Origin of the sequence: Rhizobium sp. Root1212 (assembly GCF_001424985.1) — a bacterium.
Lineage (GTDB): Bacteria > Pseudomonadota > Alphaproteobacteria > Rhizobiales > Rhizobiaceae > Pararhizobium.
In genome coordinates, this window is the sequence record NZ_LMDA01000012.1 from 160,996 (window position 1) to 183,120 (window position 22,125).

Annotated in this window: 22 protein-coding genes; 20 read left to right on the forward strand and 2 right to left on the reverse strand. The window is 62.1% G+C overall.

The annotated features are described in order from the left end of the window. Window positions 1-2 precede the first annotated feature (2 nt). The 20 genes from ASC86_RS12830 to ureG all read left to right on the forward strand — a co-directional run bounded on the left by ASC86_RS12830 (window position 3) and on the right by ureG (window position 17,027). Window positions 3-563, forward strand: coding sequence for a sarcosine oxidase subunit gamma family protein (locus ASC86_RS12830; protein WP_056321447.1), 561 nt, complete (start codon window positions 3-5; stop codon window positions 561-563). Between the two features lie 187 nt (window positions 564-750). Continuing rightward, window positions 751-3,177: an FAD-dependent oxidoreductase gene (locus tag ASC86_RS12835; protein ID WP_056321450.1), complete on the forward strand. Its 2,427-nt coding sequence runs from the start codon at window positions 751-753 to the stop codon at window positions 3,175-3,177. A gap of 297 nt (window positions 3,178-3,474) precedes the next feature. Then, window positions 3,475-4,377: a branched-chain amino acid ABC transporter permease gene (locus tag ASC86_RS12840; protein WP_056321453.1), complete on the forward strand. Its 903-nt coding sequence runs from the start codon at window positions 3,475-3,477 to the stop codon at window positions 4,375-4,377. A gap of 4 nt (window positions 4,378-4,381) precedes the next feature. Next, a complete protein-coding gene (livM, locus tag ASC86_RS12845; RefSeq protein ID WP_056321456.1) occupies window positions 4,382-5,776 on the forward strand; it encodes a high-affinity branched-chain amino acid ABC transporter permease LivM in 1,395 nt (464 codons plus the stop codon). After that, window positions 5,776-6,666, forward strand: a complete 891-nt coding sequence (locus ASC86_RS12850) for an ABC transporter ATP-binding protein (RefSeq protein WP_056321459.1) — start codon at window positions 5,776-5,778, stop codon at window positions 6,664-6,666. The genes livM and ASC86_RS12850 overlap by 1 nt, the downstream gene beginning before the upstream one ends. Beyond that, a complete protein-coding gene (locus ASC86_RS12855) occupies window positions 6,663-7,388 on the forward strand; it encodes an ABC transporter ATP-binding protein (protein WP_056321462.1) in 726 nt (241 codons plus the stop codon). Before ASC86_RS12850 ends, ASC86_RS12855 begins: the two co-directional genes overlap by 4 nt. 24 nt (window positions 7,389-7,412) lie before the next feature. Continuing rightward, window positions 7,413-7,757: a DUF6867 family protein gene (locus ASC86_RS12860; protein ID WP_056321464.1), complete on the forward strand. Its 345-nt coding sequence runs from the start codon at window positions 7,413-7,415 to the stop codon at window positions 7,755-7,757. Between the two features lie 113 nt (window positions 7,758-7,870). After that, complete coding sequence (locus ASC86_RS12865) at window positions 7,871-8,989, forward strand: branched-chain amino acid ABC transporter substrate-binding protein (RefSeq protein WP_056321467.1); 1,119 nt, start codon at window positions 7,871-7,873, stop codon at window positions 8,987-8,989. Window positions 8,990-9,158: 169 nt separating this feature from the next. Further along, complete coding sequence (locus ASC86_RS12870) at window positions 9,159-10,130, forward strand: D-glycerate dehydrogenase (RefSeq protein WP_056321469.1); 972 nt, start codon at window positions 9,159-9,161, stop codon at window positions 10,128-10,130. 47 nt (window positions 10,131-10,177) lie between these two features. Then, entirely contained in the window at window positions 10,178-11,005 is an 828-nt protein-coding gene (locus ASC86_RS12875) for an urease accessory protein UreD (RefSeq protein ID WP_056321472.1), read from the forward strand. 23 nt (window positions 11,006-11,028) lie between these two features. Next, the gene (locus ASC86_RS12880; RefSeq protein ID WP_056321474.1) at window positions 11,029-11,331 is read left to right on the forward strand and encodes an urease subunit gamma; all 303 of its coding nucleotides are present in this window, start codon (window positions 11,029-11,031) and stop codon (window positions 11,329-11,331) included. A gap of 7 nt (window positions 11,332-11,338) precedes the next feature. Continuing rightward, window positions 11,339-11,593: a DUF1272 domain-containing protein gene (locus tag ASC86_RS12885; RefSeq protein ID WP_056321477.1), complete on the forward strand. Its 255-nt coding sequence runs from the start codon at window positions 11,339-11,341 to the stop codon at window positions 11,591-11,593. A gap of 15 nt (window positions 11,594-11,608) precedes the next feature. After that, window positions 11,609-11,914 carry an urease subunit beta gene (locus tag ASC86_RS12890; protein ID WP_056321480.1) on the forward strand — a complete coding sequence of 102 codons (306 nt, stop codon included), beginning with the start codon at window positions 11,609-11,611 and terminating at the stop codon, window positions 11,912-11,914. Beyond that, the gene (locus ASC86_RS12895) at window positions 11,911-12,330 is read left to right on the forward strand and encodes a lysozyme inhibitor LprI family protein (RefSeq protein ID WP_244477607.1); all 420 of its coding nucleotides are present in this window, start codon (window positions 11,911-11,913) and stop codon (window positions 12,328-12,330) included. Before ASC86_RS12890 ends, ASC86_RS12895 begins: the two co-directional genes overlap by 4 nt. 27 nt (window positions 12,331-12,357) lie before the next feature. After that, window positions 12,358-12,951, forward strand: a complete 594-nt coding sequence (locus tag ASC86_RS12900; RefSeq protein WP_056322559.1) for a glycosyltransferase family 29 protein — start codon at window positions 12,358-12,360, stop codon at window positions 12,949-12,951. 92 nt (window positions 12,952-13,043) lie between these two features. Then, entirely contained in the window at window positions 13,044-14,756 is a 1,713-nt protein-coding gene (gene ureC / locus ASC86_RS12905; protein ID WP_056321482.1) for an urease subunit alpha, read from the forward strand. 205 nt (window positions 14,757-14,961) lie between these two features. Next, window positions 14,962-15,258, forward strand: a complete 297-nt coding sequence (locus ASC86_RS12910; protein WP_056321484.1) for a putative quinol monooxygenase — start codon at window positions 14,962-14,964, stop codon at window positions 15,256-15,258. Then, entirely contained in the window at window positions 15,258-15,728 is a 471-nt protein-coding gene (ureE, locus tag ASC86_RS12915) for an urease accessory protein UreE (protein ID WP_056321487.1), read from the forward strand. Before ASC86_RS12910 ends, ureE begins: the two co-directional genes overlap by 1 nt. Continuing rightward, window positions 15,721-16,392, forward strand: a complete 672-nt coding sequence (locus tag ASC86_RS12920) for an urease accessory protein UreF (RefSeq protein WP_056322562.1) — start codon at window positions 15,721-15,723, stop codon at window positions 16,390-16,392. The genes ureE and ASC86_RS12920 overlap by 8 nt, the downstream gene beginning before the upstream one ends. A gap of 23 nt (window positions 16,393-16,415) precedes the next feature. After that, window positions 16,416-17,027: an urease accessory protein UreG gene (ureG, locus tag ASC86_RS12925; RefSeq protein ID WP_056321490.1), complete on the forward strand. Its 612-nt coding sequence runs from the start codon at window positions 16,416-16,418 to the stop codon at window positions 17,025-17,027. Window positions 17,028-17,204: 177 nt separating this feature from the next. Here the strand turns inward: ureG and ASC86_RS12930 are convergent, their stop codons facing one another. Both ASC86_RS12930 and ASC86_RS12935 read right to left on the reverse strand, forming a co-directional pair. Then, window positions 17,205-20,507 carry an efflux RND transporter permease subunit gene (locus ASC86_RS12930; protein WP_056321493.1) on the reverse strand — a complete coding sequence of 1,101 codons (3,303 nt, stop codon included), beginning with the start codon at window positions 20,505-20,507 and terminating at the stop codon, window positions 17,205-17,207. 11 nt (window positions 20,508-20,518) lie between these two features. Next, window positions 20,519-21,715, reverse strand: a complete 1,197-nt coding sequence (locus ASC86_RS12935; protein WP_056321497.1) for an efflux RND transporter periplasmic adaptor subunit — start codon at window positions 21,713-21,715, stop codon at window positions 20,519-20,521. Window positions 21,716-22,125 lie beyond the last annotated feature (410 nt).

Genomic DNA, 22,125 nt, shown 5'->3' on the forward strand with positions numbered 1-22,125 from the left:
CGATGTCGTTCCAATCCCGCCATCCGCTCGAAGGCAAGGCCGGTTCCGCCGTCCGCGCCGTCGATCATCTGGAAATCCCGCGCTCTGTCGCAATCGCGACCGTGCTTTCGCGTCTGAGCGATGCGGCGATGGTCGTTGCCGGTTTTGCCGCTGCCGGCGATCTCACGATGCGCAATGTCGCACCCGGCGAATGGCTGGTGCTCTCCCATGTCGAGCGCGCCGTCAATCTGGAGCGCCGGCTTGCCGCGCTGCTCGCCGATATCGCTGAGGTCGTCGACCAGAGCGAGGGCAGGGTGCTTCTGCGGCTCTCCGGCCCGAATGCGCGGCGCATTCTGGCAAAAGGCGTGGCTGTAGATCTCGATCCCTCGGTCTTTACCGTGGGCCAGTCGGCCAATCTGCGCTGCGGCCATATCGCGGTGAATTTCGCCCGTTCCGGCGAAAATGAGTTCGAGCTTATCGTCTTCCGAAGCTTTGCCGAATCCCTGTTCGAGGACTTGCTCGCCATGGGCCGGGAATTCGATCTTTCCTACGGTTTTTCCGGCGGTCTGGCCGATCAGGGCTGACGGGATCAAATGCGCCGTATGATGGCGCATTTTTGCCAGTGGTGCGCACTCTCATGGCGGAAAACGGCAAGACGGTTTCGCGCTTGCGTCTTCCGCCCCGACAGGCTTCAAAATAGGCTCTCGTTTCGTCGTCCATGCCAGTGGCTTTTGCGGCCTGCGCCGCGCGCCCGAGAAACCGGAGAGTTTTATGAAAAGCCATGCAAGGGTCGTCGTCATCGGCGGCGGCGTCGTCGGGTGCTCGGTACTCTATCACCTCACCAAATTCGGCTGGACGGATGTCGTTCTGGTCGAACGCTCGGAGCTGACCTCCGGCTCGACCTGGCATGCGGCCGGCGGCATGCACACAATCAACGGCGATCCCAACGTCGCCAAGCTGCAGAAATACACGGTCGAACTCTATAAGGAGATCGAGGAGTATTCCGGCCAGGATATCGGCCTGCACATGACCTCTGGCCTGATGCTTGCCGCGACCAACGAGCGCTTCGACTGGATGAAGTCGCTGCTCGCCAAGGGCAAATATGCCGGCGGTGAGGCGACGCTGATTTCGTCGCGTGAAGCCTATGAGATGATGCCGCTTCTCGACCCCGACCAGTTCGTTGGCGCTGTCTTCGATCCGCATGAAGGCCACCTCGACCCCTACGGCACCACCCACGCCTACGCGAAATCCGCCAAGAAGAACGGCGCGGACATCTATCTCCACACCAAGGTCGAAGACCTCGTGCAGCGCGAGGACGGCAGCTGGCGGGTGATCACCAACAAGGGCGAGATCATCGCCGAGCATGTCGTCAACTGCGGCGGCCTCTGGGCGCGCGAGGTCGGCCGCATGGTAGGGCTCGAGCTGCCGGTGCTCGCCATGGAGCATATGTATCTGATCACCGAGGACATGCCGGAGGTGATCGAGTTCAACAAGACCTCCGGCAAGGAACTGATGCACTGTGTCGATTTCGACGGCGAAATCTACATCCGCCAGGAACGCAACGGCATGCTGATGGGCACCTATGAAAAGGCCTGCCGCCCATGGTCGCCGATTCAGACCCCATGGGATTTCGGCCACGAATTGCTGGCCGAGGATCTGGAGCGAATTTCCAGCGAACTCGAAGTCGGCTTCCGCCATTTCCCGGCCTTCAACAATGCCGGCATCAAGAAGATCATCAACGGCCCCTTCACCTTCTCCCCCGATGGCAATCCGCTGGTCGGGCCGGTGCGCGGCATGACCAATTTCTGGTCGGCCTGCGCCGTCATGGCCGGTTTCAGCCAGGGCGGCGGCGTGGGCCTGGCGCTTGCCAACTGGATGATCCACGGCGATCCGGGCTTCGATGTCTTCGCCATGGATGTCTGCCGCTACGGCGACTTCGCCACCCTCGGCTATACCAATGCCAAGGTGCGTGAGAACTATTCCCGCCGCTTCTCGATCCGTTATCCGAACGAGGAATTGCCGGGCGCGCGTCCGTTCCTGACGACGCCGATTTACGAGAGGCTCAAGGCCGAAGGCGCCGTCTTCGGCGCATCCTACGGGCTGGAACAGCCGCTGTGGTTCGCGCCGGAAGGCGTCGAGGATGCGTTCTCCTGGCGGCGCTCGACCGATTTCGAAACGGTCGGTGCGGAGGCAAAGGCGGTGCGCGACAGTGTCGGCCTGATGGAAACCTCGGGTTTCGCCAAATACACCATCACCGGCAAGGGCGCGTCCGCCTGGCTCGACCGGCTGCTTGCCGCCCGCATCCCGACCCCCGGCCGCATGGTGCTGGCGCCGATGCTGAAGGACGATGGCAAGCTGATCGGCGATTTCACGCTCGCCTGCCTCGGGCAAGACGATTTCCTGCTGATCGGTTCCGGCATTGCCGAAGACTATCACATGCGCTGGTTCGAGAGCCATCTGCCCGACGATGGCAGCGTCTCGCTCAAGCCGCTCAATGCCGGCATTGTCGGTCTTTCCATCGCCGGCCCGAATTCCCGCGCCCTGATCGAGAAGCTTACCCATCTCGATATGTCCGATGCTGCCTTCCCCTTCATGGCGATCCGCAAGATGGATCTCGGCATGGCCCCGGCCATCGTCGGGCGCGTCAGCTATACCGGCGATCTCGGCTACGAAATCTGGATGAAGCCGGAATACCAGCGTTATCTCTTCGACCTGCTCATGGAGACCGGCAAGGAATTCGGCATCCGTCTCTTCGGCCTGCGCGCGCTGAATGCGCTGCGTCTCGAAAAATCCTTCGGCAGCTGGTCGCGGGAATATCGTCCGCTCTACGGCCCGCTCGAAGCAGGGCTGTCGCGATTCGTTGCCCTGTCGAAGGAAGCAGATTTCATCGGCAAGGCTGCCGCGCAGAAGGAAAAAGCCGAAGGTGGCGAGCTTCGCCTGCGCACCTTCGTCGTCGAAGCCGGGGATGCCGATGTGATCGGCGACGAGCCGATTTCGCTGAACGGCAAGGTCTGCGGCTGGGTGACATCGGGCGGCTATGCCCATGCCGCCGGGGTTTCCGTCGCCATCGGCTATGTGCCGAAAGAGGTCGCCGACGAAGCGGATGGCTGGTCGGTCGAGATTCTCGGCGAGCACCTGCCGGCCCGGTTGCAGGTCCAGCCGCTCTTTGACGCCAACGGTTCGCGCATGCGTTCATAATCGAAAAAACGCGCGAGACGCCGGGGTAACCACGCCCCGGCGCAAGCCGCTTTGAGCACCTGCCGGATAACCTATCGTTTCTGCCCAATTCGCGCGCATTCTGTGCACTTTTTTTGATTCTTTTGGATTCAAATCACCCAATTAATCAAATGCGGCGAAGAATCTGTCGATCGAGCACTTTTAGGCTTCACTTTTCAAGCGAAACCGTTATGGAATCTTCCTAATCATCGGGGCTAAACGGCACCTGAAAAAACAAGAGACCAGACCCATCAAGGGATCAGGTCCGGGGGATAATTGATGCAGTACTTTGTACAGCAGCTCGTCAACGGGCTGACTCTGGGCTCTATCTACGGCATGATCGCCATTGGTTACACAATGGTTTACGGCATCATCGGCATGATCAACTTCGCCCATGGCGATATCTTCATGCTGGGCGGCTTTGCCGCGCTGATCGTGTTTCTCGTGCTGACGAGCCTTTTTGCCGGCGTGCCGGTTGTTATCGCGCTTCTCATCATGATGATCGTCGCCATGCTGACGGCGGCCTTGTGGAACTGGACCATCGAAAAGGTGGCCTACCGGCCGCTGCGCGGTTCTTTCCGCCTTGCGCCGCTGATCACCGCGATCGGCATGTCGATCGCGCTGTCGAACTTCATCCAGGTGACACAGGGTCCGCGCAACAAGCCGATCCCGCCGCTGGTTTCGACGGTCTATAACGTCTTCGGCATCTCGATTTCGCTGAAGCAGATCCTGATCATCGTCATCACGGCCATTCTGCTGTCGGTGTTCTGGTACATCGTCAACAAGACGCCGCTGGGACGCGCCCAGCGCGCCACCGAACAGGACCGCAAGATGGCGGCGCTGCTCGGCATCGACGTTGACCGCACGATCTCCGTTACCTTCATCATGGGTGCTGCGCTCGCCGCGGTCGCCGGTACCATGTACCTGATGTATTACGGCGTCGTGGTCTTCACCGACGGCTTCATTCCGGGCGTCAAGGCCTTCACGGCCGCGGTTCTCGGCGGCATCGGTTCGCTTCCGGGCGCCGTCATCGGCGGCCTGCTGATCGGCCTCATCGAAAGCCTCTGGTCGGCCTATTTCACCATCGACTACAAGGATGTGGCGACGTTCTCCATCCTGGCCATCGTCCTGATCTTCAAGCCGTCGGGTATCCTCGGCCGGCCGGAAGTCGAGAAGGTATAATTTCATGGCAAACATGACGAATAAACGTGAGAGCGCCGGCGGGGACCTGACGGCGCGGGCTCTGCGCGAGGCTATGTTCGCGGGCCTCATCTCGCTTGGCCTCTTCTTCCTCTTCGTCGGTCTCAAGACCGACCAGAACATCCTGAACGAACTGGTTCTCGTTCAGCGCTGGGGTTTGCTGGCGATCTTCGTGATTGTCGCCGCCGTCGGCCGCTTCCTGATGGTTGCCTATGTGCAGCCGTGGTCGGCGAGCCGCAAGGCCGCCAAGGCCGAAGCCGTCGGCATCGCCGAGGACCGGGAAAGCTTCTTCAAGCGCAATTTCACGGTCATCGCGCTCATCGGGCTGGTTCTCTATCCGGTGCTGGCCGTTGTGCTCTTCGGCGCGCAGGGCTCGCTCAAGTGGGTCGACAATTTCGGCATCCAGATCCTCATCTACGTGATGCTCGCCTGGGGCCTGAACATCGTCGTCGGCCTTGCCGGTCTGCTCGATCTCGGCTACGTCGCCTTCTATGCTGTCGGCGCCTATTCCTACGCGCTGCTCTCCAGCTATCTCGGCCTGTCCTTCTGGGTGCTTTTGCCGATCGCCGGCCTGCTGGCGGCGGTCTGGGGCACGGTGCTCGGCTTCCCGGTTCTGCGCCTGCGCGGCGATTATCTCGCCATCGTGACGCTGGCCTTCGGTGAGATCATCCGGCTCGTGCTGATCAACTGGACGGAAGTGACCAAGGGGACCTTCGGTGTCTCGGGCATCGCCAAGGCGTCGATCTTCGGCATCTGGTCGTTCGATGTCAGCGCGCCGAACAACTTCGCCAAGGCCTTCGGTCTGCCGATGTCCTCGGCCTACTACAAGATCTTCCTGTTCTATCTCATCCTCGCTCTGGCCGGCCTGACGGCTTACGTGACGATCCGCCTGCGCCGCATGCCGATCGGCCGCGCCTGGGAAGCGCTGCGTGAAGACGAGATCGCCTGCCGCTCGCTCGGCATCAACACGGTCACGACCAAGCTCACGGCTTTTGCCACGGGCGCGATGTTCGGTGGTTTCGCCGGCTCGTTCTTTGCGGTCCGCCAGGGCTTCGTCTCGCCGGAAAGCTTCGTCTTCCTCGAATCGGCCGTCATCCTCGCCATTGTCGTTCTCGGCGGCATGGGCTCGCTGACGGGGATTGCGATCGCGGCTGTCGTCATGATCGGCGGCACGGAAATCCTGCGCGAACTCGACTTCCTTAAGGCGGTCTTCGGGCCGGACTTTACGCCTGAACTCTACCGCATGCTGATCTTCGGCCTGGCGATGGTGGTGGTCATGGTCTGGAAACCGCGCGGCTTCGTCGGCTCCCGCGAACCGACCGCCTTCCTCAAGGAGCGCAAGAACGTCTCCGGCAGCTTCACCAAGGAAGGGCACGGCTGATGGCTTCCGCAACGACGACAACAGCGGCAACGACAATGACAAAAGACGTAATCCTCAAGGTCGAACACCTGTCGATGCGCTTCGGCGGTCTGATGGCGATCAACGACTTCTCCTTCGAGGCCTATCGCGGCGACATCACCGCGCTGATCGGCCCGAACGGCGCCGGCAAGACCACGGTGTTCAACTGCATCACCGGCTTCTACAAGCCGACGATGGGCATGATCACCATGCGCCAGAAGGCCGGCAAGGAATATCTGCTCGAACGCCTTCCGGATTTCGAGATCACCAAGCAGGCGAAGGTCGCCCGTACCTTCCAGAACATCCGGCTCTTCTCGGGTCTGACCGTTCTCGAAAATCTGCTGGTCGCGCAGCACAACACGTTGATGCGCGCCTCGGGTTACACCGTGCTCGGCCTGCTCGGTTTTCCGGCCTACAAGCAGGCGTCGAAGCAGTCGATCGAAATTGCCAAGCACTGGCTCGAGCGCGCCTCGCTGATCGACCGCGCCGACGATCCGGCCGGCGATCTGCCCTATGGTGCCCAGCGTCGTCTGGAAATCGCCCGCGCCATGTGCACGGGGCCGGAACTGCTTTGCCTGGACGAGCCGGCTGCCGGTCTCAACCCGCGCGAATCGCTGGCGCTGAACGATCTGCTGCAGGGCGTGCGCCGAGATACGGGCGCGTCGATCCTGCTGATCGAGCACGATATGTCCGTGGTCATGGAGATCTCCGACCACGTTGTGGTGCTCGAATACGGCCAGAAGATTTCCGACGGCAACCCCGAATTTGTGAAGAACGACCCGAAGGTCATCGCGGCCTATCTCGGTGTTGAAGATGATGAGGTCGAAGACGTGATTGCCGAGGTCGAAGGCGAAGAAGGAGGCCTGAAATGAGCGGCCCGCTTCTCCAGGTAAAGTCCGTCGAAACCTATTACGGCAACATCCGCGCGCTTGGCGGCGTCGATGTCGAGGTCAACAGCGGCGAAATCGTCTGCCTGATCGGCGCCAACGGCGCCGGCAAGTCGACGCTGATGATGACGATCTGCGGCAGCCCGCAGGCACGCACCGGTTCCGTCATCTTCGACGGTCAGGACATCACCCGCATGCCGACGCACGAGATCGCCCGCCTGCGCATCGCGCAGTCTCCGGAAGGCCGTCGTATCTTCCCGCGCATGACCGTGTTCGAAAACCTGCAGATGGGCGCGAGCCTCGACAATCTGAAGTATTTCGACGAGGACGTGGAAAAGATCTTCACGCTCTTCCCGCGCCTCAAGGAACGCCAAATGCAGCGCGGTGGCACGCTCTCCGGCGGCGAGCAGCAGATGCTGTCCATCGGCCGTGCGCTGATGGCCCGTCCGAAGCTCCTGCTTCTCGACGAGCCGTCGCTCGGCCTTGCGCCGCTGATCGTCAAGGGCATCTTCGAGGCGATCAAGAAGCTCAACCAGACCGAGGGGCTGACCGTGTTCCTCGTCGAGCAGAACGCCTTTGCCGCCCTGAAACTGTCGGATCGCGGCTATGTCATGGTCAACGGTCAGGTGACGATGAGTGGATCGGGCAAGGAACTGCTTTCCAATCCGGAAGTTCGCGCGGCCTATCTGGAAGGCGGGCGCCACTGAGCGCCGCCCGAGGGAGTTTTTGACATGCATGGAATTCTCTACGAAGAGCCCTCGATCTGGCAGTTCCTGCTGATCTCGGTGATCATTGGCGGCTGGACCGCCTGGCGCACCGGCAAGAGCGTCGCCGAAGGCTGGCAGGACATGGGAACGGTCTTTCTCTACACCGCGCTGCTCGGTCTCGGCATCCGCTTCATTCACCACGCGCTGTTTGCCGGCACCATGTTCAGCCTGCAATACTACGTCGTGGACACGCTCGTCCTTTTGGTGTTTGCTACCGCCGGTTTCCGTTTCTATCGGACGAAACAGATGACCAGCAACTATTACTGGCTCTATGAGAAGGTATCGCCCTTCTCCTGGAAGAATAAATAAGAGGGAATCCCGGCCCTGTTTTGCAGGGGCGGATAAAAAACGCTGGCGCAATGATGGTGGGTATTGCGTTGGCTATCGAAACCAGACCCGCTCGAAGATTTGGGAGTTACACAATGAAGAAGTCACTTTTGTCGGCTGTTGCCTTCAGCGCAATGGTCGCTTTCGGTGGTGCTGCGTGGGCTGACGTGCTCGTCGGCGTCGGCGGCCCGCTGACAGGCCCGAACGCGGCGTTCGGCGCACAGCTTCAGAAGGGTGCGGAACAGGCTGCTGCAGACATCAATGCTGCCGGCGGCATCAATGGCGAGCAGATCAAGATCGTTCTCGGCGACGACGTTTCCGACGCCAAGCAGGGCGTTTCGGTCGCCAACAAGTTCGTTGCTGACGGCGTCAAGTTCGTTGTCGGTCACTTCAACTCGGGCGTTTCGATCCCGGCTTCGGAAGTCTATGCCGAAAACGGCATCCTGCAGATCACCCCGGCTTCGACCAACCCGACTTATACCGAGCGCGGCCTGTGGAACACCTTCCGTACATGCGGTCGTGATGACCAGCAGGGCGCCGTAGCCGGTTCCTACATCGCCACCAACTTCAAGGACGCCAAGGTCGCCGTCATCCATGACAAGACCCCGTATGGCCAGGGCCTTGCCGACGAAACCAAGAAGTCCATGAACGAAGCCGGTGTCACCGAAGCCGTCTACGAAGGCGTCAACGTCGGCGACAAGGACTTCTCGGCCCTCATCGCCAAGATGAAGGAAGCCGGCGTTTCGGTCGTTTACTGGGGTGGTCTGCACACCGAGTTCGGCCTGATGGAACGCCAGGCTGCCGACCAGGGCCTCAAGGCTCAGTTCATGTCGGGTGACGGCATCGTTTCGAACGAACTGGCATCGATCGCCGGCGACGCCGTCGACGGCACGCTGATGACGTTCGCTCCCGATCCGCGCAAGAACCCGGCTTCGAAGGAACTGGTCGAGAAGTTCCGCGCTGCCGGCTTCGAACCGGAAGCCTACACGCTCTACTCCTACGCTGCCGTTCAGGTCATCGCTGAAGCCGCCAAGGCTGCCGGCGGCAACGACCCGCAGGCCGTTGCCGAAGCCATCAAGGCCAAGGGTCCGTTCCCGACCGCTATCGGCGAACTCGGCTTCGACGAAAAGGGCGACATCACCCGTCCGGACTACGTCATGTACACCTGGAAGAAGGGTGACGACGGCAAGTACACCTACACCGAAAACAAGTAAGTTTTTCTGGTGTAAGTCCTATGCGGAGGCCCGGCATTGCCGGGCCTTTTGCATTTGGAGAAAGTCTTTCGCGAATTCGGCCGTCATCAATTGCGCCTAGTGGCTGGTGTCCTCCCGGCTCTCCTGCTTAATTGACGGGGCAACGATTCTCGCCAAGCCGGAGAGCCTGATGTCAGCCAAGCCGCGTATCCTCGTTACCCGCAGATGGCCTGAAACCGTCGAGCGGGTTCTTGGCGAGCGGTTCGAGGCGACGCTGAACGTGGATGACAAGCCCCTTTCCGAAGCAGCGATCGCGGAGGCGCTTGGCCGTTACGATGCGGTGCTGCCCACCGTTTCGGATCGGCTGCCGGCTGGCGTATTCTCGGGCGGGATCAAGGCGAAAATCATCGGCAATTACGGCGTCGGCTACAATCACATCGATATTGAAGCCGCGAAGACCGCAGGCATCGTTATCACCAATACGCCGGGCGTACTCACCGATTGCACCGCCGATCTCGCCATGACGCTGCTTTTGTCCGTGGCGCGGCGGGCCGGCGAGGGGGAGCGCGAGGTTCGCGCCGGAAAATGGACCGGCTGGCGGCCGACGCATATGATCGGCTCCAAGGTCACCGGCAAGACCCTCGGTATCATCGGCTTCGGCCGCATCGGTCAGGCGATGGCCAAGCGATGCCATTTCGGCTTCGACATGCAGGTCGTGTTCCACAACAGGTCGCGGATTGACCCCGCGGAGGCTGCCCGCTACGGCGCGCGCCAGCTCGATACGGTGGAGGAGGTTCTGGCCGTTTCCGATTTCGTCTCGCTGCATTGCCCCGGCGGCGGCGCCAACCGGCATCTGATCGATGCGAAACGCCTGTCGCAGATGAAGCCCGGCGCGTTTCTCATCAACACGGCGCGTGGCGATGTGGTGGATGAGGTCGCGCTAGCTGCCGCGCTTGAAAGCGGTACGTTCCGCGGTGCCGGCCTTGATGTCTTCGAGGCGGAGCCCCGTGTGCCGGGCGCCCTGCGAAACCTCGAAAATGTCGTGCTCCTGCCGCATCTCGGCAGCGCCACGGAAGAAACCCGCACGGCGATGGGCATGAAGGTCGTCGAGAATATCACTGCGTTTTTCGAGGGGCGCGAGCCGCCGGATCGGGTTGCCTGAACCGTCACGGTATTTGTAAGGGGTCGGATAACTTGACTGTGGTGGACATGGCAGAGGCGGCGGCGATCGCTCCGCAAAGGGCGTGGGGCAGGGGGCGGCTTACGGCAAAGCCTTTTGCCGAGCGCACGCGGCTCGCTGAATTCTATCAGGAAGGCTGCGCCAAGATCAGGCTTCCCGATACCTTCGACAACACGATGGAAGCGGTGCTGATCAACAGTTCCGGCGGTCTGACCGGCGGCGACCGGCTCGACTGGGCGTTCGATAGCGGCGAAAATACCCGTCTGACGCTCACCACCCAGGCCTGCGAAAAGATTTATAAATCGAGCGGCGGCATGGCCACGGTCGATACGCGCATCGATGTGCGCGCCGGGGCTGCGGTGCACTGGCTGCCGCAGGAAACCATTCTCTTCGAGCGTGCCTCGATGTCCCGCAGTCTCGATGTCGATATCGCCGATGATGCCGAATTCCTGGCGGTCGAAGCGGTGCTTCTCGGACGCAAGGCCATGGGCGAAGCCATGGAAAACGGGCTGTTTCAGGATCGCTGGCGCATTCGCAAGGGCGGTGTTCTGCTGCATGCGGAAAATCTGAAGCTTGCCGGCGAAATCGGGGCGTTGACGCAGCGCGTGCCGGTGCTGGGCGGGCAGGTGGCCTTTGCCACGCTATTTTACACCGGGTCTGATTGCGAGGCGCAGCTTGCGGCGATCCGGCCTTTGATCGGCGCTTCCGGCGGCGCAAGCCGCGTCGAAATCCATCGGCGGGAGAAGCTTGTCGCGCGGCTTGTGGCGGCGGATGGCTTTGCGCTCAGAAAAATCCTTATTCCGGTCATTTCGCACTTGCGTAAGGGAGCGTCAGTGCCGAAAGTCTGGACCTTGTAACTGATGAAAACCGGTGGCCGCGCATGAACCTCACCCCCCGCGAAAAAGACAAGCTTCTGATTTCCATGGCTGCGATGGTGGCACGCCGGCGGCTGGAGCGCGGCGTCAAGCTCAACCATCCTGAAGCCGTTGCGCTCATCACCGATTTCGTCGTCGAAGGCGCGCGGGACGGCCGCCCGGTGGCGGAGCTGATGGAGGCCGGCGCCCATGTACTGACCCGCGCGCAGGTGATGGATGGCATCCCCGAGATGATCCACGATATCCAGGTCGAGGCGACCTTCCCTGACGGCACCAAGCTGGTGACCGTGCACGAACCGATCCGCTGAGGCCGCCATGCTGGAGCTTCGACCCAATTGCGAGTGCTGCGACAAGGACCTGCCGCCCGGCAGCCGCGAGGCGATGATCTGTAGCTTCGAATGCACCTTCTGCCTCGATTGCGTGGAAAACGTGCTGGATGGCCGCTGCCCGAATTGCAGCGGCGAACTGGTGCGCCGGCCGGTCCGGCCCGCTTCGAAACTCGACAAATTTCCGGCCTCGACCAAGCGCGTGCTGAGGGCCGAAGGCTGCCCGCCGGTTAAGGCGGCCTGAACAGAGGAGATGCCCATGATCCCCGGAGAAATCATCGCCGCCGCAGGCGAAATCGAACTGAATGTCGGGCTGGATATGGTGTCCATCGAGGTCTCCAACACGGGCGACAGGCCGGTGCAGGTCGGCAGCCACTACCATTTTGCCGAAACCAATGCCGGCCTCACCTTCGACCGCAACGCCGCCTATGGCCGCCGGCTGGATATTCCGGCGGGAACGGCGGTGCGGTTCGAGCCCGGCCAGACCCGCAGCGTGACGCTGGTGCCGATTGCCGGCAAGCGGGAAATCTACGGGTTCCGCCAGCAGGTGATGGGCAAGCTGTGAGCGCGCGCTGGATGAAATATGCCTCGATGCTGATGGCTTGCGGCCTCCTCGCCGGCAGCGCTTTCGCGCAGGAACCCAAGGTCGATTGCGCCAATGCGATGACACAGGCGGACATCAATAGCTGCGCCAGCGAGGATTACGAGGCGGCGGACAAGGCGCTGAACGCCCAATGGACCAAGACCAGAAAGGTCATGGTCGATTGGGATGCCGAACTTGAAAAGCAGAACAAGGGCGCGGTCGATTCTCTGATGAAGGCGCAGCGCGCCTGGATCGAGTATCGGGACGGCCAGTGCGATGCGGTGGGCTACAGCGTCTGGGGCGGCACCATGTATCCGGCCATCGTCACCGGTTGCCTGGCGGATTTGACCCGCAAGCGCACGGAAGAACTCAAGGACCTTGCCAACGGCATCGAATAGGCGGGCGGGATGGTGAAGCGAGAGATCATGATTGTCGGAAACGGCGAGGTGCCGCAGGGCGCGGCCGCCCGTATCGATGCCGCCGATCTGGTGATCCGCTTCAACGATTGCCGCACCTACGGGCCAGCGGGGGAAAGGACGGATGTCGTCGCCATCTGCAACACCGGTCGTCCGGGCAAAGCGCGGCTTGCCTCGGCGGAGTGGGTGGAGCATCCGGCGGTGGTGCAGGCCGGCGCGATCTGGAGCGTGCGCGATCCGGAAAAATTCGAAAGCCTGCGCCCGGTGCTGGCCGTCAGCCACCCGGAGCTGGACGATTTCTGCGACGACTACACGGCTGAATTCGACGCGCTTTGCCGGACACTCGGCAAGGAGCATGTGGTGATCGGCCGCGCCGTGCATGAGGCGCTCGAAGAGCAATTAGAGGCTCCTGCGCCCTATGTGGTGCCGAGCAGCGGCATGATCGTGATCGCCTTCGCGCTCGCGACCTATCCCGATGCCGATGTGACGCTTGCCGGCTTTGGCCATGAGGGGTGGGACGGTCATCCCTTCGATGCCGAGCGTCGCCTGGTGGAACGGCTGGTCGGGGAAGGGCGCCTCAGGCGCCTGCCGGCTGCGCCGTAAACGATAGAATTTTCGCTTTCCGCGCGCGTGCGGGGGCACATGACGATCATCCCGGATTTCCCCGAAATCCGGCCCTCGGAGGTAAGAGAACGATGCCCTACAAGATGTCTCGCGCGGCCTATGCCGGCATGTTCGGGCCGACCACCGGCGACAAGGTGCGCCTTGCCGATACCGAGCTGTTCATCGAGGTGGAGAAGGATTTCACCACCTATGGCGAGGAGGTGAAGTTCGGCGGCGGCAAGGTCATTCGCGACGGCATGGGCCAGAGCCAGGTCACGCGCGCCGGCGGCGCCGTCGATACCGTCATCACCAATGCGCTGATCCTCGACCACTGGGGCATCGTCAAGGCCGATATCGGCCTCCGGGACGGGCTGATCGCGGCGATCGGTAAGGCCGGCAACCCGGATACCCAGCCGGGCATCGATATCATCGTCGGTCCGGGCACCGAGGTTATTGCCGGCGAAGGCAAGATCATCACCGCCGGCGGCATGGACAGCCACATCCACTACATCTGCCCGCAGCAGATCGAGGAAGCGCTGGCGAGCGGCCTCACCACCATGCTCGGTGGTGGCACCGGCCCAGCCCACGGCACGCTTGCCACCACCTGCACCCCCGGCCCTTGGCATCTCGCCCGGATGATCGAGGCGGCGGATGCCTTCCCGATGAACCTCGCCTTTTCCGGCAAGGGCAATGCCTCGCTGCCCGGCGGGCTGGTCGAGATGGTCATGGGTGGGGCGACGTCGCTGAAGATCCACGAGGACTGGGGTGCAACGCCGGCTGCGATCGATTGCTGCCTGTCGGTGGCCGACGAATACGACGTGCAGGTGATGATCCACACGGATACGCTCAATGAAAGCGGTTTCGTCGAGGATTCGATTGCGGCGCTCAAGGGCCGCACCATCCATGCCTTCCACACGGAAGGCGCAGGCGGCGGCCATGCGCCGGACATTATCAAGATCTGCGGCCAGCCAAACGTCATCCCGTCGTCCACCAACCCGACGCGGCCCTATACGACCAATACGCTCGCCGAACATCTCGACATGCTAATGGTCTGCCATCACCTGTCGCCGTCGATCCCGGAAGACATCGCCTTTGCCGAAAGCCGCATCCGCAAGGAAACCATCGCTGCGGAAGATATCCTGCACGATATCGGCGCCTTCTCGGTCATCTCATCCGACAGTCAGGCCATGGGCCGCGTCGGGGAAGTGGCGATCCGCACTTGGCAGACCGCCGACAAGATGAAGCGCCAGCGTGGCCGCCTGCCCGAGGAAAAGGGCGACAACGACAATTTCCGCGTCAAGCGGTACATCGCCAAATACACGATCAACCCCGCCATCGCCCACGGTGTCGGCCATGTGACGGGCTCGGTCGAGGTCGGCAAGCGCGCCGATCTGGTGATCTGGAACCCGGCCTTCTTCGGCGTGAAGCCCGATATGGTCATGCTCGGCGGTACGATCGCAATGGCGCCGATGGGCGATCCCAACGCCTCGATCCCGACGCCGCAGCCGGTGCACTACCGGCCGATGTTCGGCGCCTATGGCAAGATGAGGACGAATTCCTCGGTCACCTTCGTTTCGCAGGCGGCGCTTGATGGCGGGCTGAAGGGCCGGCTGGGCATTGACAAGGAACTGGTTGTGGTGAGGAACACGCGCGGCGGTATCGGCAAGCGCTCGATGATCCACAACAGCCTGACACCGCATATCGAGGTGGACCCGGAGACCTACGAGGTGCGGGCGGACGGCATTCTCCTGACCTGCGAACCGGCGACGGTGCTGCCGATGGCGCAGCGGTATTTCCTGTTCTGACGTTTCGGGGATTGCCCCTCATCCGCCCTGTCGGGCACCTTCTCCTTGGCTGCGGGGAGAAGGGACAAGCGGTGAACTCCGAGCCACAAAGAGGGCTATTGAGTAGGTAACCAGCGGCTCCAACGTCCCCTCTCCCCGCGAGCGGGGAGAGGGCCGGGGTGAGGGGCAAAACCTCATCGAACACGAACTTTCATTCAGAGGACCCATGATCTACGTTGTCGCCTATCTAAAAGCCCATCCCGGCAAGGCCGCCGCGGTGTTGGCCGCCGCCCAGCCGCTGATCTCGGCCACGCGCGCCGAAGAGGGCTGTATCCATTACGAACTTTACCAGAAGCCCGGCGAGCCGGAGACGCTGGTCTTCGTCGAAAACTGGTCGAGCCGCGCGGCTTTGCAGGCGCATTTCGAGACCGCCCATATCGCCGCCTTCGGCAAGGCGATAGCCGATCTCGTTGCCGAAAGTCGTGTCGAAGTCGTGCATCCCGAAAAGGTCGAGGTGGTCTGATGCCCTATCGTTCGACGGAAATTCTCTCGCCCGGCCTGGCCGATATCACCCCGGTCGCGACGATTGCGCTGGCGCACGACCAGCGGCATCTGCGCCGCAAGCTGCTGCATCTTGGAAACGACGATGTCGTCATGCTCGACCTGAAGGAGCCGGTCATGCTCGCCGATGGCGACCTGCTGGTGCTGGAAGGCGGCGGGCATATCCGCATCGCGGCGACGGATGAGCCGCTTTACGAAATCCGGCCGCAAAACGGCCTGCATCTGATCGAGCTTGCCTGGCATCTCGGCAATCGCCATCTGGCGGCCGAAATCCGTGAAGACCGTATCCTGATTTTGCGCGATGCGGTCATCCGTGCCATGCTTGAAGGCCTTGGTGCTACGGTCAGCGACGTGATCTCGCCGTTCCAGCCGATGCGCGGGGCCTATCATGGCGGTCATTCCCATGGGCACGGCCATCACCACCATGACTGACGCTTCGGCGACGCAGGCGCTGATCCGGCTGGTAACCTGGATGTCGCCGGCCTTTCCGGTCGGCGCCTTCTCCTATTCGGGCGGACTGGAACAGGCCGTTGCGGATGGGTTGGTCGGCAAGGTTGACGATCTCCAGTCGTGGCTTGCGGCATGGCTGGAGTGCGGGGCCGGCTGGAATGATGCCGTTTTGCTGGCAGAAGCTTATCGTTCCATCGATGATTCAGCCGGTCTCGCTGCCGTGCGCGATCTCGCCGAGGCGCTTGCCGGCTCGCAGGAGCGGCATATGGAAACCATGCTGCAGGGCGAGGCCTTTCTCACCGCTGCCGCCCATTGGCCGCACCCGGTTCTGGAGAGGCTTCAGGGCAAGGTGGCCTATCCGGTTGCGGTCGGTGCCGTTGCCGGCGGCCATGCAACGGGGCTTGAGCCGGCTCTTGCCGCCTACCTCCACGGCGCGCTGTCGAACCTCGTTTCGGTCGCCATCCGCTGCGGCGTGATGGGGCAGCAGGGTGGGGTGGGCGTTCTGGCGGCGTTGGAGCCTTTGATCGCGGAGATGGCTGCGCGGGTTTCGGCCAGCAGCCTCGACGATCTTGGCACCTCGACCTTCGTCGCGGACATCGCGGCGCTACGCCACGAAACATTATATTCCCGGCTCTTCCGTTCCTGAGCCAATTGAGAAGGACGCATTCGATGAAATCTGCAAACGGTCCCCTGCGCGTCGGCATCGGCGGCCCGGTCGGCTCGGGCAAGACCGCGCTCACCGACAAGCTCTGCAAGGCCATGCGTGACCAGTACTCGGTCGCCGTCGTCACCAATGATATCTACACCCGCGAGGATGCCGAGGCGCTGGTGCGCATGCAGGCGCTGCCCTCCGACCGCATCGTCGGCGTCGAAACCGGCGGCTGCCCGCACACCGCCATCCGCGAGGATGCGACGATCAACCTGCAGGCTATTGCCGATCTCAACCGCCGCATTCCCGATCTCGATATCGTCTTCATCGAATCCGGCGGCGACAATCTCGCCGCGACCTTTTCGCCCGATCTCGCCGATATCACCATCTATGTGATCTCCGTCTGCCAGGGCGAGGAAATCCCGCGCAAGGGCGGGCCGGGTATCACCCGCTCGGACCTGCTGGTCATCAACAAGAAGGACCTCGCGCCTTATGTTGGCGCTGATCTCGATGTGATGGAAAACGATGCGAACCGTATGCGCCAGTCGCGGCCCTTCGTGTTTTCCGACATGAAGCGCGGCGAGGGCGTCGAGCGTATCGTCGAGTTTCTGAGGGTCGAAGGCGGGCTCTGACGCGATAGCGCCTCTCTGCGTCATCCGCGGCTTTGTGCCGAGGATCTTCCAGCCTCACCGACATGCGGGGACTGTGACAGATGCTCGGGACAGGCCCGAGCATGAAATTTCGAATATCGCCGCAAAGAAAAGCCCGGCCGTGTGATCATACGGCCGGGCTTTTTCGTTTTATTCGCCTTATTCGGCGGCCAGCGCCGGGTGGCTGATGACCTTGCCGGTGCGCTTGGGGCCTTCCAACTTGTCCAGCCGCTCCTGAAGCTCGCCGATGCTCTTGGCCTGATCGGTGACGATGCCGGTGAGGGCTTCGTTTTCCAGCACTTCCGGTTCCTCGTCCTTCTTTCCGACGAGGCGGCCGAAGGCCCAGCCGAGCAGGCGCGAGAGGTCATCCATGATCAGGAAGAACGAGGGCACGACCACCAGCGACAGCACGGTCGAGACGATGATGCCGCCGATCACGGCGATCGCCATCGGCGCACGGAACGAGCCGCCCTCGCCGACGCCGAGCGCCGACGGGATCATGCCGGCCGACATGGCAATCGAGGTCATGACGATCGGCTGGGCGCGCTTGCGGCCGGCTTCGATCATCGCCTGGACGCGGCCCATGCCATGACGCTTCATCTCGACGGCGAAATCGACCAGCAGGATCGCGTTCTTGGTGACGATGCCCATCAGCATCAGCACACCGATCATGACAGGCATCGAAAACGCATTGCGCGTCAGGATCAGCGCCACCGCGACCCCGCCGATGGCGAGCGGAAGCGAGAGCAGGATGGTGAAGGGCTGGATCACATCCTTGAACAGCAGGATCAGCACCACCAGAACCATCAGGAGGCCGAGCAGCATGGCATTGCCGAAACTCTGCATCATCTCGCTCTGGATCTTGGCGTCACCGCTTTCGGCAAGCCGGACCGTCGGCGGCAGCTTCGTCTCTTCGACGATCCGCTTGAATTCGGCCGTCGAGGTATCGAGCGCCGTGCCCTGCGGCACGTCGGAGCCGATGGAGGCCACACGGTTGCGGGCGTTGCGCAGGATCGAGCTTGGGCCTTCGGCGTAGCTGATATCGGCGACGCTATCAATCGGTACGGTCGCGCCCGATGCCGTCCGCAGCTTCAGCGCACCGATCGCCTGCAGGTCGCGGCGAACGTCGAGCGAGGTCTGCACCCGGATCGGGATCAGCCGGTCGTCGAGCGAAATCTTGGTCAGCGCCGAATCGACATCGCCGGTCGTCGCCACGCGGATCGTCTGAGAAATCTGCTGCGGCGTGATGCCGAGGCGGGCAATCTCATCCTTGCGCGGGAAGATCTGCAACTCCGGCCGGGGGAGCGCACCTTCCGAGCTGACATTGGAGAGGATCGGCGAAGCCCGCAGCTTGCCTTCCAGTGTGCCGATGGCGTCGTTCAGGTCCTGCTCGTTCGAAGACAGGAAGTTGAACGTCAACTCACGCTCGCCGCGGTCATTGAGCTTGGTGATGCGGACATCGGGAATGCCGTTGAGCTTGGCGAAGATATCCTTTTCGACATCCCACTGCGGCCGCGTGCGGCCGTCCCACTGCATCTTCGGCATATATCGCCCGATGACAGGAAGACCACCGAGACCCTTGTTGACCAGCGTCTTGACCAGCGAGTGATCGATCTTGCCGAGGATGACGCGCACGGTCGCGCGGCGCAGTTCGAGATCGCCCTTGGGCGAGGCGCCGCCGAGCACGAAGACGCTTTCGACGCCGTCGATGCCGCGGATGGCGTCATAGATCCGGGTCGTCGTCGCATCGGTCTCGTCGAGGGTCGCGTTCGGGGGCAGTTCGACGGAGAGAACGACGCGCGAAGAATCGTCCGGGGGCATGAAGCTGCCGGGCACCTGCGACATCAGGAACAGCGAGCCGACGAGGAAGGCGAAAGCCGCTAGCATCGTCGCGTAGCGCATGTACCAGCGCGACGTCGTGAAGCTGACCAGCCTTGTATAGGCCTTCATGATGCGGCTGTCGTTGTCGTGGTGATCGTCGACGCCGTCCTGCGGCCGCATCAGATAGGCGGCCATCAGCGGCGTGATAAGCCGCGCCACCATCAGCGAGAAGAACACCGAGAAAGCGACCGTCAGGCCGAACTGGATGAAGTATTGCCCGGCAATGCCCGGCATGAACGACACCGGCACGAAGACGGCGATGATGGTGAAGCTGGTCGCGATAACTGCAAGGCCGATTTCGTCGGCAGCATCGAGCGAGGCGCGATAGGGCGTCTTGCCCATCTTGATATGCCGGGCGATGTTCTCGATCTCGACGATCGCATCGTCCACGAGAATACCGGTCGCGAGTGTTAGCGCCAGGAAGCTGACGAGGTTCAGCGAAAAGCCCATCAGGTCCATGATCCAGAAGGTCGGGATCGCGGAAAGTGGCAGGGCGACGGCGGCAATCAGCGTTGCCCGCCAGTTGCGCAGGAACAGCAGCACCACGATGACGGCGAGCAGCGAGCCTTCCATCAGCGTGTGAAGGGCCGCCTCATAGTTGCCGTAGGTGAAGTAGACGGCGTCGTCCACCATCGCGATATCAACCTCGGGGTGAGCAGCGCGCACCGTGTCGAGGCTTTTGGCGACGGTTTCGGCGACCGACACTTCGCTGGCGCCCTTGGAACGGAACACCGCGAAGGTGACCGAGGCATCGCCGTTGAAGCGCGAGAAGGATTTCGGTTCCTCATAGGTATCGGTCACGGTGCCGAGATCGGACAGCTTGACGAAGCGGCCGTTGGGCAGCGCAATCGTCGTCTGGGCGAGTTGCGCGACATTGCGGGCATCGCCGAGCGTGCGGATCGTCTGCTCGTTGCCGCCGATCTGGCCACGGCCGGAGCCGAGGTCGACGTTGGTGCTGCGCAGCTGGTTGTTCACGTCCGGCGCGGTGATGCCGAAGGAATCGAGCTTGCTGGGGTCGAGTTCGACCTTGATTTCACGGTCGGAGCCGCCGTAACGGTCGATGCGGCCGACGCCGGCCTGACCTTGAAGAGCGCGCTTGATCGTGTCGTCGACAAACCAGGACAGCTCTTCCAGCGTCATATCCGGCGAGGTCACGGAGAAGGTCTGGATCGCCTGTCCTTCGACGTCGATTTTGGTGACGACGGGTTCTTCGACATCGGCGGGCAGGTCGCTGCGAATGCGGTCGATCGCGTCCTTGGTGTCCTGCACGGCTTCGTCGGTCGGCTTTTCGATGCGGAAGACGACCGAGGTCACCGACTGTCCGTCGGTCACTGTCGACTGGATTTCATCGACGCCGGCAATCGAGGCAACCGCGTCCTCGACCTCCTTCGTCACCTGCATTTCCAGTTCCGACGGCGAAGCGCCGTTCTGGGCGACGGTGATCGCGACGACGGGAACGTCGATGTTCGGAAATTTCGTGATCGGCAATGCGAAAAACGATTGAATTCCAAGGAACAGCAACAGCGCGAAACCGAGGATCGGCGCGATGGGGTTTCGGATCGACCAGGCGGAGAAGTTCATCGCTTAGGACCTCAGTTCGATACGGTTTCGGTGCTGGCCGGCACCGGCTTGATGCGATCCCCGTCGCGCACGAAGGCGCCGGCCTTGGTGATCACCTTGTCGCCTTCGGCAAGGCCGCTGCGGATTTCGATAAAGCCGTCGTCCTCGATGCCGGTTTCGACCTTGGTGACATGGGCCACGTCGTTTTCGACCTTGCGAGCGACCATGCCGTCCCTGGACTTGGTGACCGCCGAGAGCGGCAGAACCAATGCATTTTTCTCGGTGACGATGATCTGGGCGCGGGCATACATGCCAACGCGCGCCTTGTCGGTGTCCAAGAGCGTGATGTAGACGCTGCCGAGGCGGGTCTGGGTGTCGATGACCGGGGAGATGAGGCGAATCTTGCCCTCGATCTCGGTCTTGCCGTCGGCGAGTGTCACCTTGGCCTTCTGGCCGATTGCAAGCTTCGGCAAATCGGTTTCGATGATTTCCGCCTTCATCTCGACAGCGCCGTCGCGTATTATGGTGAACAGCGGCTCGCCGGTGCCGTTGGCGATGGCGCCGACCTTGGCGGTCTTTGCCGAGACGACGCCGCTGACCGGCGTTTTAACATCCGTCCGGGCGAGCCTGAGGTCGACATCGGAAATCTGCGCCTCGACGACCTTGATGTCGGCATTGGCGACAGAGACCAGTTCTTCGGCGGAATTGACGCGGGCAAGGGCTGCTGTGGCAGCGGCCTTCTCCTGGTCGCGCTGGGCGGTCGACATGGAGCCGGCTTCGGCAAGCTTCTTCGAGCGCTCGCTGACGCGGACGGCCTCATCGGCATTGGCCTGCGCCTCGGCGAGTTGCGCCTGATATTGCGCGAGGGCGGCTCTCGCCTTGGCAAGGCTTGCGGCATACTGGCTTTTCTGCAGCACCAGCATATCCGGGTTCAAGGTGGCGAGCGTGCTGTCGGCTTCGACGCGATCACCGACATCGGCGTTCAGTGTGCGGATGGAAAGCCCGTCGACGAGCGGCGAAACATAGGTTTCATCAACCGCTTTGACGGCGCCGGTGGCGACGACCCGATCGACGATCGGCTTGGTCTTCACGGTCGAGACTACGATGGAGGGCAGCGCCTGCTCGGTTTTTGCGGGAGCGGCGGGTTCCTGCGACAGCACGGTGCCCGCCTGAAGGCTGAACAGCAGGGCGGTTGCGAGACCATACGCGAACGTGGTTTTACGAGCCATCGGCTGACTTTCCTCGAATTCCGGATAACTGGGTGCCACAGCGCCAGCCTCCTCGGAAAGGCTTCTTCGCCATCGGCTATCGGAAGGGAAGAAACCGCCTCGTTTTTCGAGCCCGAATTTCCCCCGCATCCGCCTCAAAATGCCTCGAGGCCTTATGTAGTCAGGCCTTTTTGGCGATGCAAGATCATAAGAAAAAAGAATGGTGCCTCATTATTCTACGCAAGGACGCGTTCAGAGACAATCTCCGATTTATATCGTTTTGTAGCGCGAACAGATTTCCATTTTAAAAGTGAAAACGCGCGGGGGAACCCGCGCGTCCTCACGTCAACAGGTCTCCTTCCCTCCGTCGTCATCCTCGGGCGTGACCCGAGGATCTATCAGCCTCGCGTCGAATGGAGAGGCTGGTGGAT

Excerpts from the sequence above, each read along its gene's own strand:
- ASC86_RS12830 (WP_056321447.1), top strand. The coding sequence starts at position 3 with ATGTCGTTCCAATCCCGCCATCCGCTCGAAGGCAAGGCCGGTTCCGCC.
- ASC86_RS12835 (WP_056321450.1), top strand. The coding sequence starts at position 751 with ATGAAAAGCCATGCAAGGGTCGTCGTCATCGGCGGCGGCGTCGTCGGG.
- ASC86_RS12840 (WP_056321453.1), top strand. The coding sequence starts at position 3,475 with ATGCAGTACTTTGTACAGCAGCTCGTCAACGGGCTGACTCTGGGCTCT.
- livM (WP_056321456.1), top strand. The coding sequence starts at position 4,382 with ATGGCAAACATGACGAATAAACGTGAGAGCGCCGGCGGGGACCTGACG.
- ASC86_RS12850 (WP_056321459.1), top strand. The coding sequence starts at position 5,776 with ATGGCTTCCGCAACGACGACAACAGCGGCAACGACAATGACAAAAGAC.
- ASC86_RS12855 (WP_056321462.1), top strand. The coding sequence starts at position 6,663 with ATGAGCGGCCCGCTTCTCCAGGTAAAGTCCGTCGAAACCTATTACGGC.
- ASC86_RS12860 (WP_056321464.1), top strand. The coding sequence starts at position 7,413 with ATGCATGGAATTCTCTACGAAGAGCCCTCGATCTGGCAGTTCCTGCTG.
- ASC86_RS12865 (WP_056321467.1), top strand. The coding sequence starts at position 7,871 with ATGAAGAAGTCACTTTTGTCGGCTGTTGCCTTCAGCGCAATGGTCGCT.
- ASC86_RS12870 (WP_056321469.1), top strand. The coding sequence starts at position 9,159 with ATGTCAGCCAAGCCGCGTATCCTCGTTACCCGCAGATGGCCTGAAACC.
- ASC86_RS12875 (WP_056321472.1), top strand. The coding sequence starts at position 10,178 with ATGGCAGAGGCGGCGGCGATCGCTCCGCAAAGGGCGTGGGGCAGGGGG.
- ASC86_RS12880 (WP_056321474.1), top strand. The coding sequence starts at position 11,029 with ATGAACCTCACCCCCCGCGAAAAAGACAAGCTTCTGATTTCCATGGCT.
- ASC86_RS12885 (WP_056321477.1), top strand. The coding sequence starts at position 11,339 with ATGCTGGAGCTTCGACCCAATTGCGAGTGCTGCGACAAGGACCTGCCG.
- ASC86_RS12890 (WP_056321480.1), top strand. The coding sequence starts at position 11,609 with ATGATCCCCGGAGAAATCATCGCCGCCGCAGGCGAAATCGAACTGAAT.
- ASC86_RS12900 (WP_056322559.1), top strand. The coding sequence starts at position 12,358 with ATGATTGTCGGAAACGGCGAGGTGCCGCAGGGCGCGGCCGCCCGTATC.
- ureC (WP_056321482.1), top strand. The coding sequence starts at position 13,044 with ATGCCCTACAAGATGTCTCGCGCGGCCTATGCCGGCATGTTCGGGCCG.
- ASC86_RS12910 (WP_056321484.1), top strand. The coding sequence starts at position 14,962 with ATGATCTACGTTGTCGCCTATCTAAAAGCCCATCCCGGCAAGGCCGCC.
- ureE (WP_056321487.1), top strand. The coding sequence starts at position 15,258 with ATGCCCTATCGTTCGACGGAAATTCTCTCGCCCGGCCTGGCCGATATC.
- ASC86_RS12920 (WP_056322562.1), top strand. The coding sequence starts at position 15,721 with ATGACTGACGCTTCGGCGACGCAGGCGCTGATCCGGCTGGTAACCTGG.
- ureG (WP_056321490.1), top strand. The coding sequence starts at position 16,416 with ATGAAATCTGCAAACGGTCCCCTGCGCGTCGGCATCGGCGGCCCGGTC.
- ASC86_RS12930 (WP_056321493.1), bottom strand. The coding sequence starts at position 20,507 with ATGAACTTCTCCGCCTGGTCGATCCGAAACCCCATCGCGCCGATCCTC.
- ASC86_RS12935 (WP_056321497.1), bottom strand. The coding sequence starts at position 21,715 with ATGGCTCGTAAAACCACGTTCGCGTATGGTCTCGCAACCGCCCTGCTG.